The 17817-nt window shown below is 57.8% G+C and carries 18 protein-coding genes and 1 pseudogene; 11 read left to right on the forward strand and 8 right to left on the reverse strand.

Annotated features, from left to right (window positions below):
* Positions 1–1190: 1190 nt before the first annotated feature.
* The 4 genes and pseudogenes from AB4P92_RS25780 (at position 1191) to AB4P92_RS25795 (ending at position 4859) form a co-directional block, all read left to right on the forward strand.
* The gene (locus tag AB4P92_RS25780) at positions 1191–1553 is read left to right on the forward strand and encodes a DUF6124 family protein (protein WP_047300644.1); all 363 of its coding nucleotides are present in this window, start codon (positions 1191–1193) and stop codon (positions 1551–1553) included.
* A 454-nt stretch (positions 1554–2007) separates the two neighbouring features.
* Positions 2008–3084: pseudogene (locus AB4P92_RS25785) on the forward strand (methyl-accepting chemotaxis protein); the annotation flags it as partial.
* Positions 3085–3162: 78 nt separating this feature from the next.
* Positions 3163–3942, forward strand: a complete 780-nt coding sequence (locus tag AB4P92_RS25790; RefSeq protein WP_390896376.1) for a methyl-accepting chemotaxis protein — start codon at positions 3163–3165, stop codon at positions 3940–3942.
* A gap of 137 nt (positions 3943–4079) precedes the next feature.
* Positions 4080–4859: an EAL domain-containing protein gene (locus AB4P92_RS25795; protein ID WP_042560115.1), complete on the forward strand. Its 780-nt coding sequence runs from the start codon at positions 4080–4082 to the stop codon at positions 4857–4859.
* 6 nt (positions 4860–4865) lie between these two features.
* On the opposite strand, the gene pseH is transcribed toward AB4P92_RS25795, so the two are convergent.
* From pseH to AB4P92_RS25820, 5 genes are all read right to left on the reverse strand, one after another.
* Positions 4866–5417 (reverse strand): UDP-4-amino-4,6-dideoxy-N-acetyl-beta-L-altrosamine N-acetyltransferase, encoded by a 552-nt coding sequence (gene pseH / locus AB4P92_RS25800; RefSeq protein WP_395598362.1) that lies wholly within the window; start codon positions 5415–5417, stop codon positions 4866–4868.
* 154 nt (positions 5418–5571) lie between these two features.
* Positions 5572–5991 (reverse strand): DUF6691 family protein, encoded by a 420-nt coding sequence (locus tag AB4P92_RS25805; RefSeq protein ID WP_200616746.1) that lies wholly within the window; start codon positions 5989–5991, stop codon positions 5572–5574.
* A gap of 2 nt (positions 5992–5993) precedes the next feature.
* Positions 5994–6428 (reverse strand): YeeE/YedE family protein, encoded by a 435-nt coding sequence (locus AB4P92_RS25810; RefSeq protein WP_395598363.1) that lies wholly within the window; start codon positions 6426–6428, stop codon positions 5994–5996.
* A gap of 90 nt (positions 6429–6518) precedes the next feature.
* Entirely contained in the window at positions 6519–7304 is a 786-nt protein-coding gene (locus AB4P92_RS25815; RefSeq protein ID WP_395598364.1) for a transporter substrate-binding domain-containing protein, read from the reverse strand.
* Positions 7305–7377: 73 nt separating this feature from the next.
* The gene (locus tag AB4P92_RS25820; protein WP_042560110.1) at positions 7378–8019 is read right to left on the reverse strand and encodes an FMN-dependent NADH-azoreductase; all 642 of its coding nucleotides are present in this window, start codon (positions 8017–8019) and stop codon (positions 7378–7380) included.
* Positions 8020–8121: 102 nt separating this feature from the next.
* Here AB4P92_RS25820 and AB4P92_RS25825 point away from each other — a divergent pair, with 102 nt between their 5' ends.
* Positions 8122–8976: a LysR family transcriptional regulator gene (locus AB4P92_RS25825; protein ID WP_395598365.1), complete on the forward strand. Its 855-nt coding sequence runs from the start codon at positions 8122–8124 to the stop codon at positions 8974–8976.
* 6 nt (positions 8977–8982) lie between these two features.
* Here AB4P92_RS25825 and AB4P92_RS25830 read toward each other — a convergent pair whose 3' ends face one another.
* Entirely contained in the window at positions 8983–9465 is a 483-nt protein-coding gene (locus tag AB4P92_RS25830) for a hypothetical protein (RefSeq protein ID WP_395598366.1), read from the reverse strand.
* 163 nt (positions 9466–9628) lie between these two features.
* On the opposite strand from AB4P92_RS25830, the gene AB4P92_RS25835 reads away from it, so the two are divergent.
* From AB4P92_RS25835 to AB4P92_RS25845, 3 genes are all read left to right on the forward strand, one after another.
* Complete coding sequence (locus AB4P92_RS25835; protein ID WP_115147248.1) at positions 9629–10294, forward strand: ribonuclease T2; 666 nt, start codon at positions 9629–9631, stop codon at positions 10292–10294.
* Between the two features lie 160 nt (positions 10295–10454).
* A complete protein-coding gene (locus AB4P92_RS25840) occupies positions 10455–10979 on the forward strand; it encodes a hypothetical protein (RefSeq protein WP_395598367.1) in 525 nt (174 codons plus the stop codon).
* Positions 10980–11187: 208 nt separating this feature from the next.
* The gene (locus AB4P92_RS25845) at positions 11188–12756 is read left to right on the forward strand and encodes a sensor domain-containing diguanylate cyclase (RefSeq protein ID WP_115147318.1); all 1569 of its coding nucleotides are present in this window, start codon (positions 11188–11190) and stop codon (positions 12754–12756) included.
* Positions 12757–12948: 192 nt separating this feature from the next.
* Here AB4P92_RS25845 and AB4P92_RS25850 read toward each other — a convergent pair whose 3' ends face one another.
* Complete coding sequence (locus AB4P92_RS25850; protein WP_395598368.1) at positions 12949–13236, reverse strand: hypothetical protein; 288 nt, start codon at positions 13234–13236, stop codon at positions 12949–12951.
* A 178-nt stretch (positions 13237–13414) separates the two neighbouring features.
* Between AB4P92_RS25850 and AB4P92_RS25855 the strand changes: the two genes are divergently transcribed.
* Positions 13415–13855 (forward strand): carboxymuconolactone decarboxylase family protein, encoded by a 441-nt coding sequence (locus AB4P92_RS25855; protein ID WP_042560104.1) that lies wholly within the window; start codon positions 13415–13417, stop codon positions 13853–13855.
* 46 nt (positions 13856–13901) lie between these two features.
* Here the strand turns inward: AB4P92_RS25855 and AB4P92_RS25860 are convergent, their stop codons facing one another.
* Entirely contained in the window at positions 13902–14666 is a 765-nt protein-coding gene (locus AB4P92_RS25860) for an AraC family transcriptional regulator (protein ID WP_395598369.1), read from the reverse strand.
* Positions 14667–14764: 98 nt separating this feature from the next.
* Here AB4P92_RS25860 and AB4P92_RS25865 point away from each other — a divergent pair, with 98 nt between their 5' ends.
* Both AB4P92_RS25865 and AB4P92_RS25870 read left to right on the forward strand, forming a co-directional pair.
* The gene (locus AB4P92_RS25865) at positions 14765–15898 is read left to right on the forward strand and encodes an MFS transporter (RefSeq protein ID WP_395598370.1); all 1134 of its coding nucleotides are present in this window, start codon (positions 14765–14767) and stop codon (positions 15896–15898) included.
* 108 nt (positions 15899–16006) lie between these two features.
* Entirely contained in the window at positions 16007–17734 is a 1728-nt protein-coding gene (locus AB4P92_RS25870) for a ShlB/FhaC/HecB family hemolysin secretion/activation protein (protein WP_395598371.1), read from the forward strand.
* The last annotated feature ends 83 nt before the right edge of the window (positions 17735–17817 follow it).

The following is a 17817-nucleotide window of genomic DNA, read 5'->3' on the forward strand; positions in this document are numbered from 1 at the left end:
TTCGGGCCTTTATTTGCGGGAGGTAAAAGAAGTATCAGTCCGATCCATCATCGGGGCGACGGAGAAGCGGCGGGAGAGTGGGGCGGGTTGTAGAGGCATTGGGGGAATCTGGATCAGAGGGGTGAAGGTGGGGGAGTTTATCAGGAATGGGGTGGGCAGAGCCTTACGCACTTTGATCGATGTGGCCATGCTTGGTGGTGACACGCCGACGCTGGTCGGCCGAGTATCGTGGTCTGCACCAGATCGTGCCTAAAACAACTCATTTCCGATAGTACGCGGAGATCTCTCTCCAAATGTATTTGTATCGGAACTCAAGCCAACGGATTAACAGTTTGTCTCTCTGACGTCGAAAGCGACTACTTGCTCGGGCTTCCAACATTTGCGCGATGTCAGAATTTAATTGTTCTGGGTCAAACAAAGACCAGATGATTGGAATCACGCAGTCAAAATTCGTGTAGCAGACAGGTGCGACTTCCTCGTAGAGCATCCGTTTTATTTCTAGCGGGTCGTAATCTTCGGTCCGTCGGGCGATAGATTTGTAGTCCACCTCATTGTCGACGAACGTATCGGACAATGCCCAGTAGATGTCATATCGATCTTTTGCAGTCATTGTGCGATTCAAATTAGCGTTGGTCGTTTTCATCGCGAAAAGGCCGTCAGCGACTTTGACTCTTGGTCGTACATGAGGGGCTGGGGTTTCAATGTGATACGCGCGGCTGGCTTTGCCATGTTTGACTCCCTGTCATCGAATTAACCGCTGCCGACTGTATCAGACTTGCTTTCGTCAGTGACGGGCGACAATGCACGCGTCATTTTTCGTCAATTTAAACAGCAATGCTTGCGCTTGTTTAAATGAATCACGCTGGCACAACCCGAGCCCTACACCACCTTGCGCCACCCCCTACACGTAAGACAGAATCCGCCGGCTTGTGCCTCTAGCCCGCAGGTTCTATCGTCCCTACGTCACTGAAAACCAGTGATCGGGTTTGGTAGCCCGTCTCCGTCAGAAGCACAGGACTACTGTCTTGCGAGGGCGTTTCTCGTCTTCGTTTTATGGTGGTCATGCGCGGGGCGTCTTCGGATGCGCCGGGGTTCCTGACGACCGGTCTACCAACCTGCGTATGGCCTCCACCCTTCGTTTGGTAGCGAGAGTGATGGCTCCTTTTCGTTAATCCGTCAGGAGTTACACCATGTTCAAACCAACACCCAACCCGCCAGAAACCGATCCCGCATCCCCCTACGAATCCCCCAATTCCAAAAAACTCCACGAAGCCGCCGAGCGTGCGCTCGATCACTACCTCCTTCCCGCCAGCCAAATCATGGCCAGCACCGACGAGCCCGAGCGCATGTACCTCGCCAATCCGAAGTACGACATGGAATCCCTGTTGGCCAATGCCTGCGAAACCCTGGGTTCTGCCTCCGAGATGCTCAACAACTTTGCCGCGACGCTGGATAACTCGCGCCGCAAATCTGCGCTAGGCATTGCGCAGGTGGTGATGTTGGCCGAGTTGGCGGTGAATCAGGCATTGGATAAGGTTGAAATCAAGCCGTAAACCCGTGTCCCTCTGCGGCATGCGGCACGCCGTTGCTGCAGAGGGGCGGGGTTCTGAATTGGCATTTTCGGCGTTTTTTTGCGCCAGTAGCGATGTGCCACAATTCGTGATGGCAATGCGTCATCATGCCGAGCTGAAAGTTCACTTCCTGTACAAAAATAAAAAGTTGTACAAGTTTTCCTAAAGTTTATAGCATCCCTTCCAGATACTTTGCTGAATCGATAAATCATGCGTGCAGAGGCCCTGTTTGCCACGTGATGGTTTGTCTGCCGATGCTCGCGTCGGATTTCTCTTTGACGCATCAACAGCATCGAATTTTGCATTTCCGGGACAGCTGGAGCGTCCCGTAGCACGCCTTGGATGACGACCCCCCGAATGTCTGGACGGTGACCGCGGTTGCCAAAGATCTATTTTTTGTGCCCGGCGTTTCGCGTCAGGGCGTTTGAGGCTGAATATGGCAGTAGCATCGAATTTCCTGGGTGACATCAAAGTTTCCCGCAAGCTGGGAACCGGTTTTGGCATTCTGTTGCTGGCTGTTTTGGCGGTTGCCTTCATTGGCTATAACAGCAACAGCGTGCTGGTTGATCGCTTGAGTACGACGCGTCTGATTGGCACGTTGAATGACGCTACGCAAGATATGCGTCTGTCCGAGAAACAGTACGAAGCCGCCGCTGACGCCGCTTTCGCCGACTCTTATCACGCGCAGCTGAATGTCTTGCAGGGCCTTGTGAGCAAGGCGCTGGAAACGTTGACGCGTGCTGAAAACCAGCAAGCCTTGAAGGCGTTGCAAGCCACGATTGTTACCTATGACCAGAAGGTAAAGCGCCTGATCGATGCCGATAAGTCGACGACGGATGCCCTGAAACCGTTGGGTGCGCTGTCGGACAAGTACGCGCAGACCTTTGGCGACATGCTTGAAAGCACTACGAGCGGTGCCTTGGCGTCCGCCGATGGCGAACGCGTGCGGGAGCTGCGCACGGTGGCCGATTTGCGCTACGGCATGACCACTTTTCGCCTGATGTTGCGTCGTTACATTGCGGTGCCCAACGACGCGAACAAAAAAGTGCTGATGGACACCATCGACACGTTCCTGAGCGATATCACCAAAGCGCGTTCCAGCCTGCCGGCGACCCTGTCGAGTCAACTGGAAGAAGCGCACGCGGGCATCCGTCGTTATCGCGAAGTATTGGTGGAAGTGGCCGGGCTGTTTGAGCAGAAGCAGAACATGCGCGAGCAGGTCGACCAGGAAAGCAAGGCGATGGACAAGATCATGACTGGCCTGATGGACACCCAGCAGCGCCTGGCGCGGGAAGATCAGCGCTCGGCCTTTGTTCAGATGGCGGTGTTGACCGTGTTGGCGCTGGTGATCGGACTGTTTGCTTCGGTAGTCATCTCGCGCCAGATCACTTCGCCGCTGGCGCTGACGGTTGATCTGGCTCGGCGTATTGCCAAAGGCGATCTGACGGTACAGGCCAAATCAAACCGTAAAGATGAGTTGGGCGATCTGCAAAATGCGATGCAGGACATGGCGCAGAACCTGAACACGCTGGTTCAAGGTATCGGCAATGGCGTCACGCATATTTCCACTTCTGCGGAAAAACTCTCGGCCATGAGCGAGCAGACCAGCGCGGGTGTGCGTCAGCAGAAAAGTGAAGTGGATCAAGTCGCCACGGCGATGCATGAAATGGCCTCGACCGTGCAGGAAGTTGCGCGTAACACGACTGATGCGTCCGCTGCTGCGACCTTGGCCGATCAACAGGCGCGTCACGGCAGCACGGTAGTGAAGCAGGCGACGGCGCAGATCAGTGAGCTCGCGGTGGCCATTGAAGAGTTGGGCGGTGCGATGAATGTGCTGTCTCAGGACAGTGAGCAGATCGGCAAAGTGATCGATGTGATCAAAGCCGTTGCGGAGCAGACCAATTTGCTTGCGTTGAACGCCGCTATCGAAGCGGCGCGAGCGGGGGAGCAGGGTCGTGGTTTCGCCGTGGTGGCAGACGAAGTGCGTTCGTTGGCCCAGCGGACACAGGACTCGACCAAGGAAATCGAAGCGCTGATCGTCACCCTGCAACAGGGCACGCAAGCGGCTTCTGCGCTGATGGCTTCCAGCCGCGAGCGCACTCTCGATACGGTGGAATTGGCGCAGAAAGCCGAGTTGGCGATTACCGAGATCAATCAGTCCATCGGCACGATCCAGGAAATGAGCTTGCAGATCTCGGCCGCGGCCGAGCAGCAAAGTGCCGTGGCCGACGAGATCAATCGCAGCATCGTCAGCGTGCGTGATGTGGCCGACCAGTCGGCGGTCGCCAGCGAAGAGAGTGCGGCCGCGACGATTGAGCTGGCGTCGCTGGGGCAGGACTTGCAGCGAATGACCGCGCATTTCCGCACCTGATTCGGTGAACGATGAGCCCACGGCACCTTTAAAATATTCAGGCGCCGTTGGGCTGCAGTTATGGCTGGTCAACACATAACCCGAGCAGCTGTTTATTTATCACCATGGAGGGTTACAACCCGTTATCAGAGGGTGTCATGACCGACTTTTCAAAATCATCCGCCTCGCCCGGAGGCTGCCAGGGCTGTAAAAACAAAGGCGCGCCGGATATGAATTTCGCCTTCGCGTTCCAGCCCATTGTGGATCTGCGCGATCAAACGACTTTTGCTCATGAAGCCTTGGTTCGCGGCGTGAATGGTGAGGGCGCCTTGTCAGTCCTGGAGCAGGTGGACGATCAAAACCGTTATCGATTCGATCAACTGTGTCGAGTTCGGGCGATTTCCACGGCGGCTCAGTTAGGGATGACCGAGTACCTGTCGATCAACTTTTTGCCGAATGCCGTTTACCGTCCGGAACTGTGCATTCGCAGCACACTTGAAGCAGCGCGCGCTCACGGGTTTCCGCTGGATCGCTTGATCTTCGAAGCGGTTGAGGGCGAGTACGTTGAAAAGAACAGCCACCTGACGAATATCTTGCGTGAGTACCGCGAGTTTGGTTTCAAGACAGCGATCGATGACTTTGGCGCAGGCTATTCCGGTCTTAACCTGTTGGCAGATTTTCAGCCGGATTTGATCAAGCTGGATATGGCGCTGGTCCGCGATATTCACCTCGACCGTGTACGCCAGACCATTGTGCGTAACGTCGTGAACATGTGCAGAGAGTTGGGCGTGGAGGTAATCGCCGAGGGCATAGAAGATGCCCAGGAAAGAGACTTTCTCGCCGATTGCGGCATTTATCTGATGCAGGGTTATTGGTTCGCCAAACCTGCTTTCAAATCGCTGGCGCAGATACCCACGGGTGCGTGGCTGAAGAGATGACCTCTCTCAGCTCGCACTGAGCCGCTCGATTACGGGGGCCAGTGCCGGACGTTTGCTGAGCCATTCTTCCTTGGTAATCCCCAACAGAACGACGTCAATCCGAACCCCATCCTTCGCCACGTTCTGCCGCCTCACACCTTCAATCTCAAACCCAAACTTCTGATGCATCTTCACCACCGCCGAGTTCATCGCCAGCACTTCGCAATTCAGCTTCTCCAACCCCGCCACATCAAATGCGTAATCAAGCATCCAGAACTCGACCACGCTGCCCAAGCCCTTACCCTGCAACCCGACGTCCAGATAAAACGCCCAATCCGCCGTCTTGTGCAGTTGGTTAATCGCATTCAGCGAAACAACACCAACTGCCTGCCCATCCTTGATCACCACAAACACTTGCTGGCGTGGATTGCCCTGCAAAGAGGCCAGCCAGTTGGCATGTTCCTGTTCGGTGATTTCGTGGGAGGTGTACATGAATTTGCGCACGTCTTCCTGATTGCGCAGGGTGCGGACATGGGCCTGGATGGCGGCGCTGGCGTCGGTGAGGGGGAGGAATTGCATGGGGATGTCCTTGTCTGGCGGGTGAGCGATTCTGAACCGGCGCTGTCGATCAGGGAAGTTGCATGTTGTGGCATGCGGTGCAGTATCGGCAGCAGTCTCAATCAGTACAGCTTTGGCATGTTGCACGACAACTGGCTATGCGATTGATCGAGAGTCAGGCGTTGCGTCGGGCTTCCAGTACGCTAAACAGCAACATGCCCGCCAACATCGCCAGGACGAACACGATCACTTGCCAATGGCCTGTCAGCAGGATGGTCACTGCCGGTCCGGGGCAGATACCGGCAATTCCCCAGCCAACGCCGAACAGCAGACTGCCGCCAATCAATCGTCGGTCGAGTTCACGTTTGACGGGTAACTGCATGGGGTTTCCCAGCAGGGATCGGGATTGCCGACGGGCCCAGGTCAAGGGGCCGATGGCGACAGCAATTGCCCCCACCATGACCAATGCCAGAGAGGGATCCCAAGCACCGGCCAAATCCAGAAATGCCAGTACTTTTTCCGGGTTGGCCATGCCCGCCAGAAGCAGACCCAGGCCGAAAAGCAGGCCGGCAATGAAAGCGTTCAGCTTGATCATGTTCATGCTCCCAGCAGATGGCGCAGGACAAACACCGTCATGAACCCACTGAACATGAAACAAGCAGTGGCAGCCATTGATCGCGGTGAAAGGCGCGATATGCCGCAAACCCCATGACCACTCGTGCAACCTGAACCGTATCGTGTGCCAATGCCGACCAGCAGCCCGGCGACGATCAGCCCCAACCAGCCACTTTGGAATTCGATGCGCGGCAACGTGGTGAACAATCCCCAAAGTACTGGCGCGACGAGCAGGCCTAGGAGAAACAGTGCTTTCTCACTTGCTCCTTCACGGCTGCGTTGCAGCAGACTGCCGATCAGGCCGCTTATTCCGGCGATTCGACCATTGCCGACAACCAACAGGCTGGCCGCCAGGCCAATCAGTGCGCCACCGGCAAGGGATGACCACGGAGTGAAGTTGAGCCAGTCGACATGCATGGGGCACCTCGGGTACTGAAAGTGTGAATTTTGGGCAGATGGAGAGGTGATTAATCCACTCTCTCCACAGTTAGTGCCAATCCCGCATGCTTACTGCGGAACCGCCAGCCACTCGCCAATGACCTTCTGATATTTGCCGGTTACTTTGCTCAAGTGCAACCACTGATCAACGTACAGCTTCCAGCTGATGTCATCACGCGGCAACAGGTAGGCCTTTTCCCCGTACTGCATGAACTGCTGCGGATTGACCGCGCACAACCCCGGTTTCAACTTCTGCTGATACAGCGCTTCCGAGGCGTCGGTGATCATCACGTCGGCCTTGTTGTCGAGCAGTTGCTGGAAGATGGTCACGTTGTCGTGCAGGGCCAGTTGCGCTTTTGGCAGGAAGGCGTGGACGAAGGCTTCGTTGGTGCCGCCGGCCGGTTCAACCAGGCGCACGTTGGGCTGGTTGATCTGCTCGACAGTCTGGTACCTGGATTGATCGGCGCAGCGCACCAGCGGGATCTTGCCGTCGACGTCGAGGGTGTTGCTGAAGAAGGCCTTTTTCTGCCGCTCCAGCGTCACCGAAATGCCGCCCATGCCGATGTCACATTTGCCGGCCTGCATGTCTGGCATCAGGGTTTTCCAGGTGGTCTGCACCCATTCGACCTTGACCCCGAGGCTGTCGGCCAGCGAACGCGCCATGCTGATGTCTATGCCCTCGAAATCACCGTCGGTGCGTCTGAAGGTGTAGGGCTTGTAGTCGCCGGTGGTGCAGACGCGCAGTTGGCCTTGTTGCTGGATGGTGTCGAGGTGCGAAGTGGCTTCCTTGGCTTGGACGCTGGTGCCGAGTGTCAGTAGGCCGCAGAAGATCATCGTGCTTTTTAGTGTTGTCATTGTGATCGGGCTTATGCAGGGAAGGGTGGCTCAGTGTAGTGAATGCCTTTCCCGGGTGTCATCCCGATGACGTTCAGCGAGTGAGTCGGTCGGCCAGATCCCGTGCCTGTTGCGAGGCGACAAGGCGCGAATCGCGATCCATTTCTTCACCGAGAATCGTCTTCTCGACGATCAGCGCGTGTACATCAGTGATACCGATAAATTCGAGCCACGCTTCAATGTACGGTTTCTGAAAGTCGAAACGCTCGGCGGGCGTGGTGGATTGCGCGGAGAAATCCAGGCCGCGCGCATAGGCGACCACGGCGGTTTTGCCTCGCAGCAAACCTTGCGGGCCACGCTCGGGATCGAAGCTGAAGAGGATGTCTTTCTGCGACACCAGGTCGATGTAGTGCTTGAGTTTGTAGGGGATGCTGTAATTCCACAGCGGCACCGACATCACAAGCATGTCAGCGCGGTGCAGGTGTGCGGCGAGTTTTTCAAGTTCTTCCCAGGCCGATTGCTGAGCCGGTGTCCGTGGCTTGCCGCTGAGGCCGGCGTATTTGGCGTTCATTGCCTCTTCATCGAACTCCGGAAGTTGCAGGCCCCACAGATCCAGCGTTTCGACTTGGGTGTGCGGGTTGTGTTGCTGATGGCGCTCGATGAAGTTGCGGGCGACTTCCAGGGAGGCGGAGCGTTGTTTGCGCGGTGAACATTCGATGTGAAGAAGGGTGGTCACGGTAGAGCCTCGGCATGCGATGAGAGAGTGCGAGGCATTGCAACATAGCTGGATTCAAACTATAAATCGTAAATATTCAAGTCATTGATCACGTATCTCACTATGTTTGACGCTCTCCTGCTCAGGACTTTTGTCACCGTCGTCGATGAAGACGGTTTCAGCCGCGCCGCCGAAAAATTGCATCTGACTCAGTCGGCGGTCAGTGGTCATCTGCGCCGGCTAGAGGAGCAGATCGGCAAACCCTTGCTCAAACGCACCACACGCTCCCAGCAACTGACGCCGGATGGCGAACGACTGATCGCCTATGCGCGGACGATTCTGGCGTTGAACCGCGATGCCTGGGCGCAGCTGACGCGCACGCCGTTCGCGGGGCGCGTGCGGATCGGCGTGTCGGAGGATTTTGTTGAGGCGCGTCTATTGCGAGCTTTGCAGGATTGCGCGGCGCAGCATCCGGGGATGGAGATCGACGTCCAGGTCAATATTCCCGGCACGTTGCTCGGCCTGATGAAACAGGGCGAGTTGGAACTGGTGATTGGATCGCTCTGCGAGACCGGGGCCTCCGGACTTTTGCTTTGGCAGGAACCGTTGGTGTGGGCGTGGTCGGCGCAACCGCTTGTGCATCTGCCGTCACCGTTGCCGCTGGCGCTATTCCCCGAGCCGTGTCCGTATCGCGAAGCCGCATTGACCCGACTGGCGCAGGCCGGCATTGCCCAGCGCACCGCGATGCTGTGCACCAGCACCGCCGCTTTGCGCGCGGCGGCGTTGTCCGGGTTTGCCGTCTCGCCGATGGCCGCCAGTCAGCTCGGTGCGGGGCTCGCCGCGTTGGGGCCCGAACTGGGGTTGCCGCTGTTGCCGGATGTGCAATTTCGTTTGTTTACAGCCTCACACGCCGATCCGCAGATGATCGCCGCTGTTTCGCAGGTGATCATCGATTTCTGCTCGGCGCGCAGGCAGTAATCTTTCCTACAGGCCGAGTCCTTCCTGCACCACCGACAACAGGTTGTTTTCCGTCAGCGCGATGGCATCCAGCTGTTGCCCGGTTTCAACGGTTTGCATCCACCAGTGGCTTTCGTGATGTTCATCGACGGTGCGCAGCAGATAGGTGTTTCTGTCCGGCAGGGTGATTTGCACGCGTCCGGCGCCGTCTTCGGTAAATCGTGCGATGGGATCAAAGGTCAGGCTTTGGTTATTCGCTTCGATCACCAACTGATCGATAGCGTAATCGTGGGCTTCGCCGTCCGGAGAGGTTTCGCAGATGTGCGTAGGATTGCGCCGAATTTTCAGGCCGACTTCGGTCACCGGTTGCAGCCAGGTTTCGATGCGGTGGTACAGGGCATACACCTGCGCGGGCCAGCAATCGATCTCCAGTTCGGCGCAGGTGATGTCGTCCGCGTGGCTATGCCGGGTTTGCTTGAGCTTCGCGGCGAGTTCGTCTGCTTTACTCATATCGGTTCCCTGTTTGTGATGTCTGCTTATTAATCGTAGACCTTTCAACGGGGTACAACGTTGCCGTGCGTCATGCGCTTGCAACACAAGCGTGTCCAAATCTGCGCTGACCAGTCTTGTCAGGATCGAAACCACGGACGCAGGCGTCCCAAGGAGCGGGTACATGAAAAAGCTGTTTACAATTTTGGCAGTGATTGCGCTGACGGCCGGTAGCATCGGCCTGAGTTCGGCGCGCCAATCGCAGTCGAGCAAGGCGCAAGCGGAGTCGGTGGCGGGGGTGTTCGATTATTACCTGCTGACGCTGTCCTGGTCGCCGACCTTCTGTTTGACACACAAGGACGACGTACAGTGTTCCGGCAAGGGTTATGGCTTTGTCCTGCACGGCTTGTGGCCGCAATACGCCAAGGGCGGCTGGCCGCAATCCTGTCCGCCGCTGACCACACTGTCGGCCGCGGAAAGCAACAAAGGCATGACGTTGTTCCCGACCAAAAAACTCCTCGATCACGAATGGTCCAAGCACGGCACTTGCAGCGGCCTCGGTGCAATGGGGTATCTGGATGCGGCGGATAAAGCGGTTGGCACGGTGAAAATTCCTCAGGAGTTGCAACCGTTCAGTACGTCGTATTACTTCGAGGCGCAGGAAATTTCCGACTTGTTTCGCAAGGCCAATCCGGGGATTCCCGCTGATGGCATCGCGGTGATTTGCAGTGGCCCGGAGTTGTCGGAAGTGCGCGTGTGCATGGGCAAGGATCTGCAGTTTGGCGCGTGCGGCAAGGGTGTGAAAACTCAGTGCCGGGCGGGGGATATTCGGGTGCCTCCGGCGCGGTGATGTGATCGCCATTTGCTCATGAAATGCAGGCGCCAAAATGGGCGCCTGCAGACGTAGACGCTAATCACGCAAATGCATTGGGGCTGTTTACCGCCCATATAGCCGGGGCCAAATCGGCAAGTGACTTGCTGTTTGACTCAATCATGAAGGAGTTTTCGTGATGTATAAGTTGTTCCTTTGTGTGGTTCTAGCTATTTGCTCCGGGTGTGCAAAAGACCATTTACAGCCTCCAGCAAATTTGATTTTTGTATCTGTAGAAAGAGAACGATCTCTTTTATACGTCATCAGGTATCAGTCGGATGTTGATGTTCTGGATCTTTTTGGCCGAGGAGAAAGGCAGGGAATGATTTCAGGCACGCTTAGGTGTGCTTTGGCAGATGACCACGACTTTTCGGTTGGTAAAGCCATACGATTTTCTGCAATCGGTTTGATCGGGTCTGAAAAAAATCAAGCTAGCGAGGCAAAACTCTCGTATCTCACCCCTGCGTTTATCACTGGAACCTCTGACAACCGTAGCTCGGAAAGGGACTTGTCAGTAGCAGAAATGAACCAACTCCTTTCCAACAAACAACAAATCCCCTGCAAAGTCGTCGTCACCGCCTACGGCTATAAACCCTATTATTCAAACACCATGCATATTCCCGTCGCGGATTTGCTCCGGGAAATCAACAAACCTCGCTCATAAAACCTGGGGGCTGGCAAATCCCCCTGTACCCCTCGGCTCATTCGCCTGAGCAAAAATAATTCGACCCACGGCAGTCATCCAATCGCGCATTGCGCCGATACAACTGGGCGGGAGCGGGGCGTTTGCCCCTTGCACCCCGGTGGACTAAGCTCACAATTCATAAGGGTTTCGGGCTCGCGCCCCTGTCGTACCTGCCCAGGACATGTTTTTGCCAATCCCCATTCACGATCCGCATCAGGCTCCCGGCACGCTAAAGCGTCTGCCGCTGCGCAAAGCGGCGGTGCTGTTTATCGTTGCGGTGAGTTTGTGCCTGTTTGGTTTGCTGTACCTGCAACTTGAGCAGTCGCGGCGCCAGGATCTGGCGGTTGCGCAAATGGCCTCGAGCAACCTGACCCGGGCGATGGCACAGCAGGCAGAGGATACGTTTCTGGCGGCGGACCTGGTGCTGACCAGTCTGGTCGACTGGGTTCAGGACGACGGTTACGGTACGGCGCTAAAACCGCGCTTGCAGAAAACGTTCTCCCGACGGGTGCAGCAGCTGGAGCAGTTGCACGGCATGTTTCTGTTCGACGACCAAGGGCACTGGGTCGTTACCTCATTCCCTGATCTGCCCCATGGCAACAGCGTGGCTGATCGCGAATACTTCAAGTTTCATCAGCAGAACGTCTCGGCGGTAGCGCATATCGGCCCGGCGATTCGCAGCCGCGAGAACGGCGAATGGATCATCCCGATCTCCAAACGCGTCAACGATCGTGCCGGCAACTTTCAGGGTGTGTTGCTGGCCGGGATCAAAATGTCGTATTTCGAGCAGTTCTTTAAAAGCTTCAGCCTCGATGAAAACGGGATCATGTTTATCGGCCTGACTGATGGCACTTTGCTCGCCCGCCGGCCGTACGATGAATCCCTGATTGGCACTTCACTGGCCAAAGGCGAAATTTATCAGTCGCTGTTGCCCAATGCCTCTGCCGGAACGGCGATGTTCAAATCGGTCGTCGATGGTGTCACCCGTTTGTACGGCTACCGGCAACTGTCGGCGTATCCGCTGGTGGTGTCGGCCGCGACTTCGCGAGACACGATTCTCAAGGGTTGGTATGAACGCGCGTTTCAGTCCAGCGTGATTGTGGCGTTGGTGATGCTGGGTATCGGTTTGTTCGGCTGGGTGTTTATCCATCAGGTGCGCGACGGCGAGCGGATCGAGAAAAACCTGCGCAAGGCGCAACGGGCGCTGGAGCAGATCGCCACTCACGACAGCCTCACCGGGCTGGCCAATCGGCGCCTGTTCGAGCGATCGCTGGAGATCGAGTTTGCCCGTGGTGCGCGGCAGGTCAGTCCGGTCAGCCTGATCATGCTCGATATCGATTTCTTCAAGCGTTACAACGACGCTTATGGGCATGTGGCGGGGGATCATTGCCTGACGCAAGTGGCCCAGGTGCTGAAGAACTGCTGCCAGCGCAAGTCTGATCTGGTCGTGCGTTACGGGGGCGAGGAGTTCGCGGTTTTATTGCCTGACACAGACATCAATGGCGCATTGGCGATTGCCGGGCAGATTCGCCGCAGCGTGATCGACAAACGCATCACCCACAGTGGTTCGCCCACCGGTTATCTGACGGTCAGTTTGGGCTGCTACTCGTTTGTCCCCAGCGGCAATGACAGCATTGAAGTGTTTATCCAGCGCGCGGATGCGGCGTTGTATCAGGCCAAAAATGCCGGGCGCAATCGGGCGGCGGTGCTGTCTACGGATGACGGCACCGGTGAGCTGATGCGCTACGACCGCTGACACAAAGACCACCACAAAAACCTGTGGGAGCTGGCTTGCCAGCGATAGCGGTCTGTCAACTTGAGAAGAGGCTGACTGTAGTGACGCCATCGCTGGCAAGCCAGCTCCCACAGGTTTTTTCAGCGAGCACAGATTGTGTGAATGTCTAGAGAGCACGTGGAAAGATCTTTACCACGGATGGCTCTTGTTCGTTCAGCCACCCGTGCCACCACCCGCACCGCCGGTACCGCCACCCGCCGAACCAGTGCCACCACCGGCGCCGGAGCCCGATCCGCTGGCGCCGCCGTTGGTGCCGGTGCCGTCGGCGCCGTTACCGCCCGATGGCGCGCCCGGTGTGTTGTCCGGTGGCATGGTCGAGCCGCTGGTAGAACCCGATTTGGTGCCCGTTGCATCGGCGCCGTCGTTGGCAGCGAAGCTGGCAGCCGATGCCGTGGCCAGCAGGCCAGCGAGCAGTAACGAGGTAATTTTGCGCGTCATCATGGTACGTCTCCAAAAAGGGGATTTACCTGATATTGGTCTGAGGCCCCCTACGCTTTGTGCCGCCCGAGTGACGAGCGGTCGATGGAGTGGCCTACTGTTCTTCAGGAATATTGGCTATTTGCCGAGCGCTGCACCGGGACTAACGTAGCCACACATTCACTTGCCCCGGAAAACCACCATGCAACCTCGTATCGATTTCTACACTGCTTCCCCGGACGCCCTGAAAGCGATGATCGCCCTGGAAACCGCCGTCTCAAAGCTGCCGCTGGAAAAAACCCTGATCGAACTGGTCAAGCTGCGCGCCTCGCAAATCAACGGCTGCGCTTTCTGTATCGACATGCACACCGCCGATGCAATCAAGGGTGGCGAAACTCCACGGCGTCTGTTTGCGGTGACCGCATGGCGTGAAGCGCCATTCTTCAGTGACCGTGAGCGCGCCGCGCTGCTGTGGACCGAATCGCTGACCCAACTGAGCCTGACCCACGCGCCGGACGAAGACTACGACGTCGTTGCCGCGCAGTTTTCGCCCAAGGAAATGGTCGACCTGAGCGTCGCGATCAGCACCATCAACAGCTGGAACCGCTTGGCGGTAGGCTTCCGCAAAACGCCTCAGGCCTGAGGCCACATCACAATTTGCGTGGAGGCGTGCGCCGGTCTTCAAATGTTTATTTGAGCCACTGGCCGGGTGTGCTGCCGGTCATGGCTTTGAAGAACGCGATGAACGCGCTGTCACTGGCGAAGCCCAGTTCGAAGCTGCAATAACTGAGGCTGCGTCCGGTGGCGAGCAACTCCATGGCGCGCATCAACCGCCATTGCTGGCGCCACTGCTGATAACTCATGCCGGTCTCGCGCTGGAAGATTCGGCCGATGGTGCGGCTGCTGGCGCCGATCTGGCGTTCCAGCACCTGCAGTTCCGGCGGCAATTGTTCCGGTGTTGCGAGCAGTGGCAGCAAACGCTTGTCCCGTGGCAACGGCAACAACATCGGTTGTTGTGCCGCTTCAACAATTTCGCTCAGGCACAAGCCAAGTAGATGGGCGAATTTGCCCTGTTGCCAATCAGTGTCGAAATCCGCCGTGGCCATGGGCTCCAGCACGGCGCGCAGCAGAGGGCTGACTTCGATAACGCAGACCTGTTGCGGCAGCTCGCGGCACAGTTCCGGGATCAGGTAAATAGAGCGGTAATCGACGCTTTGCTGCATCACCGCGCGATGGCTCACCCCCGCCGGAATCCACGCCGCGCGCGACGGTGGCAGCAGACACAATTGTTGCGCGAGGGTGATGCGCGTGCAGCCCTGGCGGGTGTACAGCAGTTGTCCGTGCAGGTGCTGATGTTGTCCGGAATCGTGATCACCCAGTATCGCTGCGATGCCGATCACCGGCGCCGAGTAATGGTCCGCGTCAAAGAGTGTGTGGGCGTCGATCCAGGCCATGGGTTGTCCGATTTGCGCGATAAATTGGCAGGATTCGGATAATACGCCAGTCAGCAGTTCTTAAACTCCCCGACGGTTTACTCGAGGAGTCATAAACAATGAACAACAGAAATCTGTTACCGCTGGCGATTGCGTTGCTGATGTTTCCGCAGATTGCGCAGACCCTTTACAGCCCGGCGCTGGGGGATATTGGTCGGGTGTTTGAAGTCAGTCCTGAGGCGGCAGCGCAGACTTTGTCGGTTTACTTTCTCGCCTTTGCCGTGGGCGTGGTGGTGTGGGGGCGATTGTGTGATCGCATCGGCCGGCGTCCGGTCATGCTTGTGGGGTTGGCGATCTACGCGGTCGCCACGGTTATCGCGCTGCGCGTCAGCAGTTTCAACGGTCTGCTGCTGGCGCAGGGTTTGGCGGCATTCGGCGCGGCGGTGGGCTCAGTGGTCACGCAAACTTTGCTGCGTGACCGTTTCAAAGGCGCAGAACTGGCGCAGGTGTTTTCCCTGGTGGGCATCGCGTTGGCGGCCAGTCCGGCGATCGGTTTGTTCAGCGGTGCCAGTCTGGTCGAAGCATTCGGCTATCGCGGCGTGCTGATTGCGCTGGTTTTAATCGCTGCGACGCTGTGGTTCTGGAGTTGCTACGCCTTGCCGGAAACCCGCCCTCAGCAAACGCCCCACGTTTGTGTGTGGGAAACCCTCGCTCGCATGCTGCGCGACTTGGGCATCTGGCGCTCGGCGTTATGGATTGCTGCGTTCAATGTGGCGCTGTTCAGTTATTACAGCCTTGGCCCGTTCATTTTTCAGCGTCTGAATCTGGACGCAACATGGTTCGGCTACAGCGGCGTGATCCTCGCGCTGGGCTCAGGTTTTGGCGCATGGGCCAACAGGCGATTGTTGCAGGCAGGGTGTGCCGCGATGCAGTTGATCCGGCTCGCCGCCGTCACCGGTTTGCTCGGTGGCCTTGGCGTCTGGTGGCTGCAGGACAGTGGCGCGTTTGTGCTGCCGATGTTGCTGATCGTGCTGGCGTTCGGCATGGCAATCCCCAATATTCTTGGCCTGGCGCTGGTCTATTACTCGGATCGTCTCGGCACTGCCGGAGCTTTGTTGGGACTGATTTATTACCTGCTGATCGGCGCGGGCATGATGCTCGCCGGGTGGTCTCAGGCCCTCGGGGAAACCCTGATAGCCTGCAGTGCCGTGGCGTTGCTGCTAACAATAAGAGCAACAAAAGCAATTGTTTAAGAAATGTAAGCGCTGTAGGAAGCGTCTTGCATTTGTGTAGGAGGGCTCCGACTATCACGATCATTGATGATGTGGCATTACGCCATTCAATGATCGCAAGGATGTTGCGTGCCGTATTCGATTCGCGCTGTTTTTCCTCGTTATGTCACGGGTTGGCCGCTGTGGTCGGTCGTTGTGTTGAGCGTGGTTGCGTCCTCGCTTGAAGCGGCCGAACCTGTCGCACCGGGCCAGGAAGTGCTGCGCCAGCAGCAACAGCAACAGCGCGATTTGCAACAGCTGCAACTTGAGCAAAGAAAACGTCAGTTGGAGCGCGGCGCGTTCGGCCCGGCGCCGGTCACTCCAGCGATTCCCCAAACCGTTACTCCCGATGAGCGCTGCTGGCCGTTAAGCGGCACGCGCATCGGCGGCGTCACGCTGATCGACAGCGACAAACTCAATGCCCGCATCAAGCCGCTGCTCGCGCCGTGCATGGGCGTCGGCCAGATCAATCATCTGCTGGCGACCATCACCGCGATTTACGTCGAGAAGGGCTACATCGCCAGCCGTCCCTATCTGGTGAGCGCACCGGCGGCGGGGCAGTCGCTGGACATCCGGATTGACGAAGGCTACATCGAGTCCATCGAACTGGCCGATCAAAGCCTGCCGGTTTCCCTCGGTGGTGCGTTCCCGGGCATGCTCGGTGGGCCGTTGAACCTGCGCGATCTGGAGCAGGGGCTGGATCAGTTGAACCGCTTGCGCTCGGTTGACCTCACCGCCGACATCGCCCCCGGCAGCCAGCCCGGCGCCTCACGGATCATCCTGCGCTCGCGCACCACCGGGCACTCGCGCTGGGCCTTGAATGCAGGGATCGACAACCTCGGCAGCGCCAGCACCGGGCGCGACCGCGATACCCTCAGTCTGAGCCTCGACAGTCCGCTGGAACTCAACGACCTGTTGAGCCTCAGCGCCAGTGACACGTTGAATCAGGGCGACCGCTATAGCCGCAACGCCAGCCTGTATTACGCGATCCCCTACGGCTACTGGACCTACAGCGTGTTCGCCAGCCACGCCGAATACCGCGCGCCGTTCAAATTGCCGAGCACGACTTTTCACAGCACCGGCATCACTGACCAGGTCAGCCTGCGCGCCGACCGCGTGTTGTGGCGCGACCAGAGCCGCCAGCTCAGCGCCAATCTGCAACTGGCGCACAAGGACGTCGACAGTTATCTGCAACACGTCCGTCTGGGCATCCAGAGCCCGACCCTGACCGTGGCCGAAGCCGGGCTCAATCTGTTCTGGCTCGACCGCGCGGTGTGGAATCTCGACGTCAACTACGCGCAAGGACTGCGCTGGTTCGGTGCCGATGACGATTCCCGACAGGCGATCAACAACCTGCCGAAGGCACAGTTTCGCAAGTACCGCGCCGGCCTCAGTCAATGGCGCAATGGCCAGTTCGGCGCGCAAGCCTGGCAGTGGCAGAGCCAACTCAATTTGCAGTACAGCCCGGACCCATTGCCGGCCATCGAGCAACTGCTGGGTACCGACGATTCGGCGGTGCGCGGTTATCGCGTCAGCAGTGCCTCCGGTGCCAGCGGTGCGATCTGGCGCAACACCTTGCGCCTGCCGCTGCGCAGCGAATGGCCGGTGCAGATGACCCCGCGTGTCGGCCTCGACCACGGCTGGATAAAGGCCGATCACGGCGCTCAGGGTCAACGCCTGAGCGGCGCCAGTGTCGGCCTGAATCTGGGCTGGAAGAACCTGCAAGTGGACGTCGATTACCAACGCGCCCTCAACACCCCAAACGGACTGCAACACGAGCCCGAAACCTGGCTGATGCGGGTCGGGGTGCAGATATGACTGATACGAACAATGCAGTGAACAAACAGCCGTCGGATCTGAGCGCGACAGCCACGGCCAACACCAAAACGCGCGACGTGATG

The organism is Pseudomonas sp. A0308 (assembly GCF_044218815.1).
Lineage (GTDB): Bacteria > Pseudomonadota > Gammaproteobacteria > Pseudomonadales > Pseudomonadaceae > Aquipseudomonas > Aquipseudomonas iridis.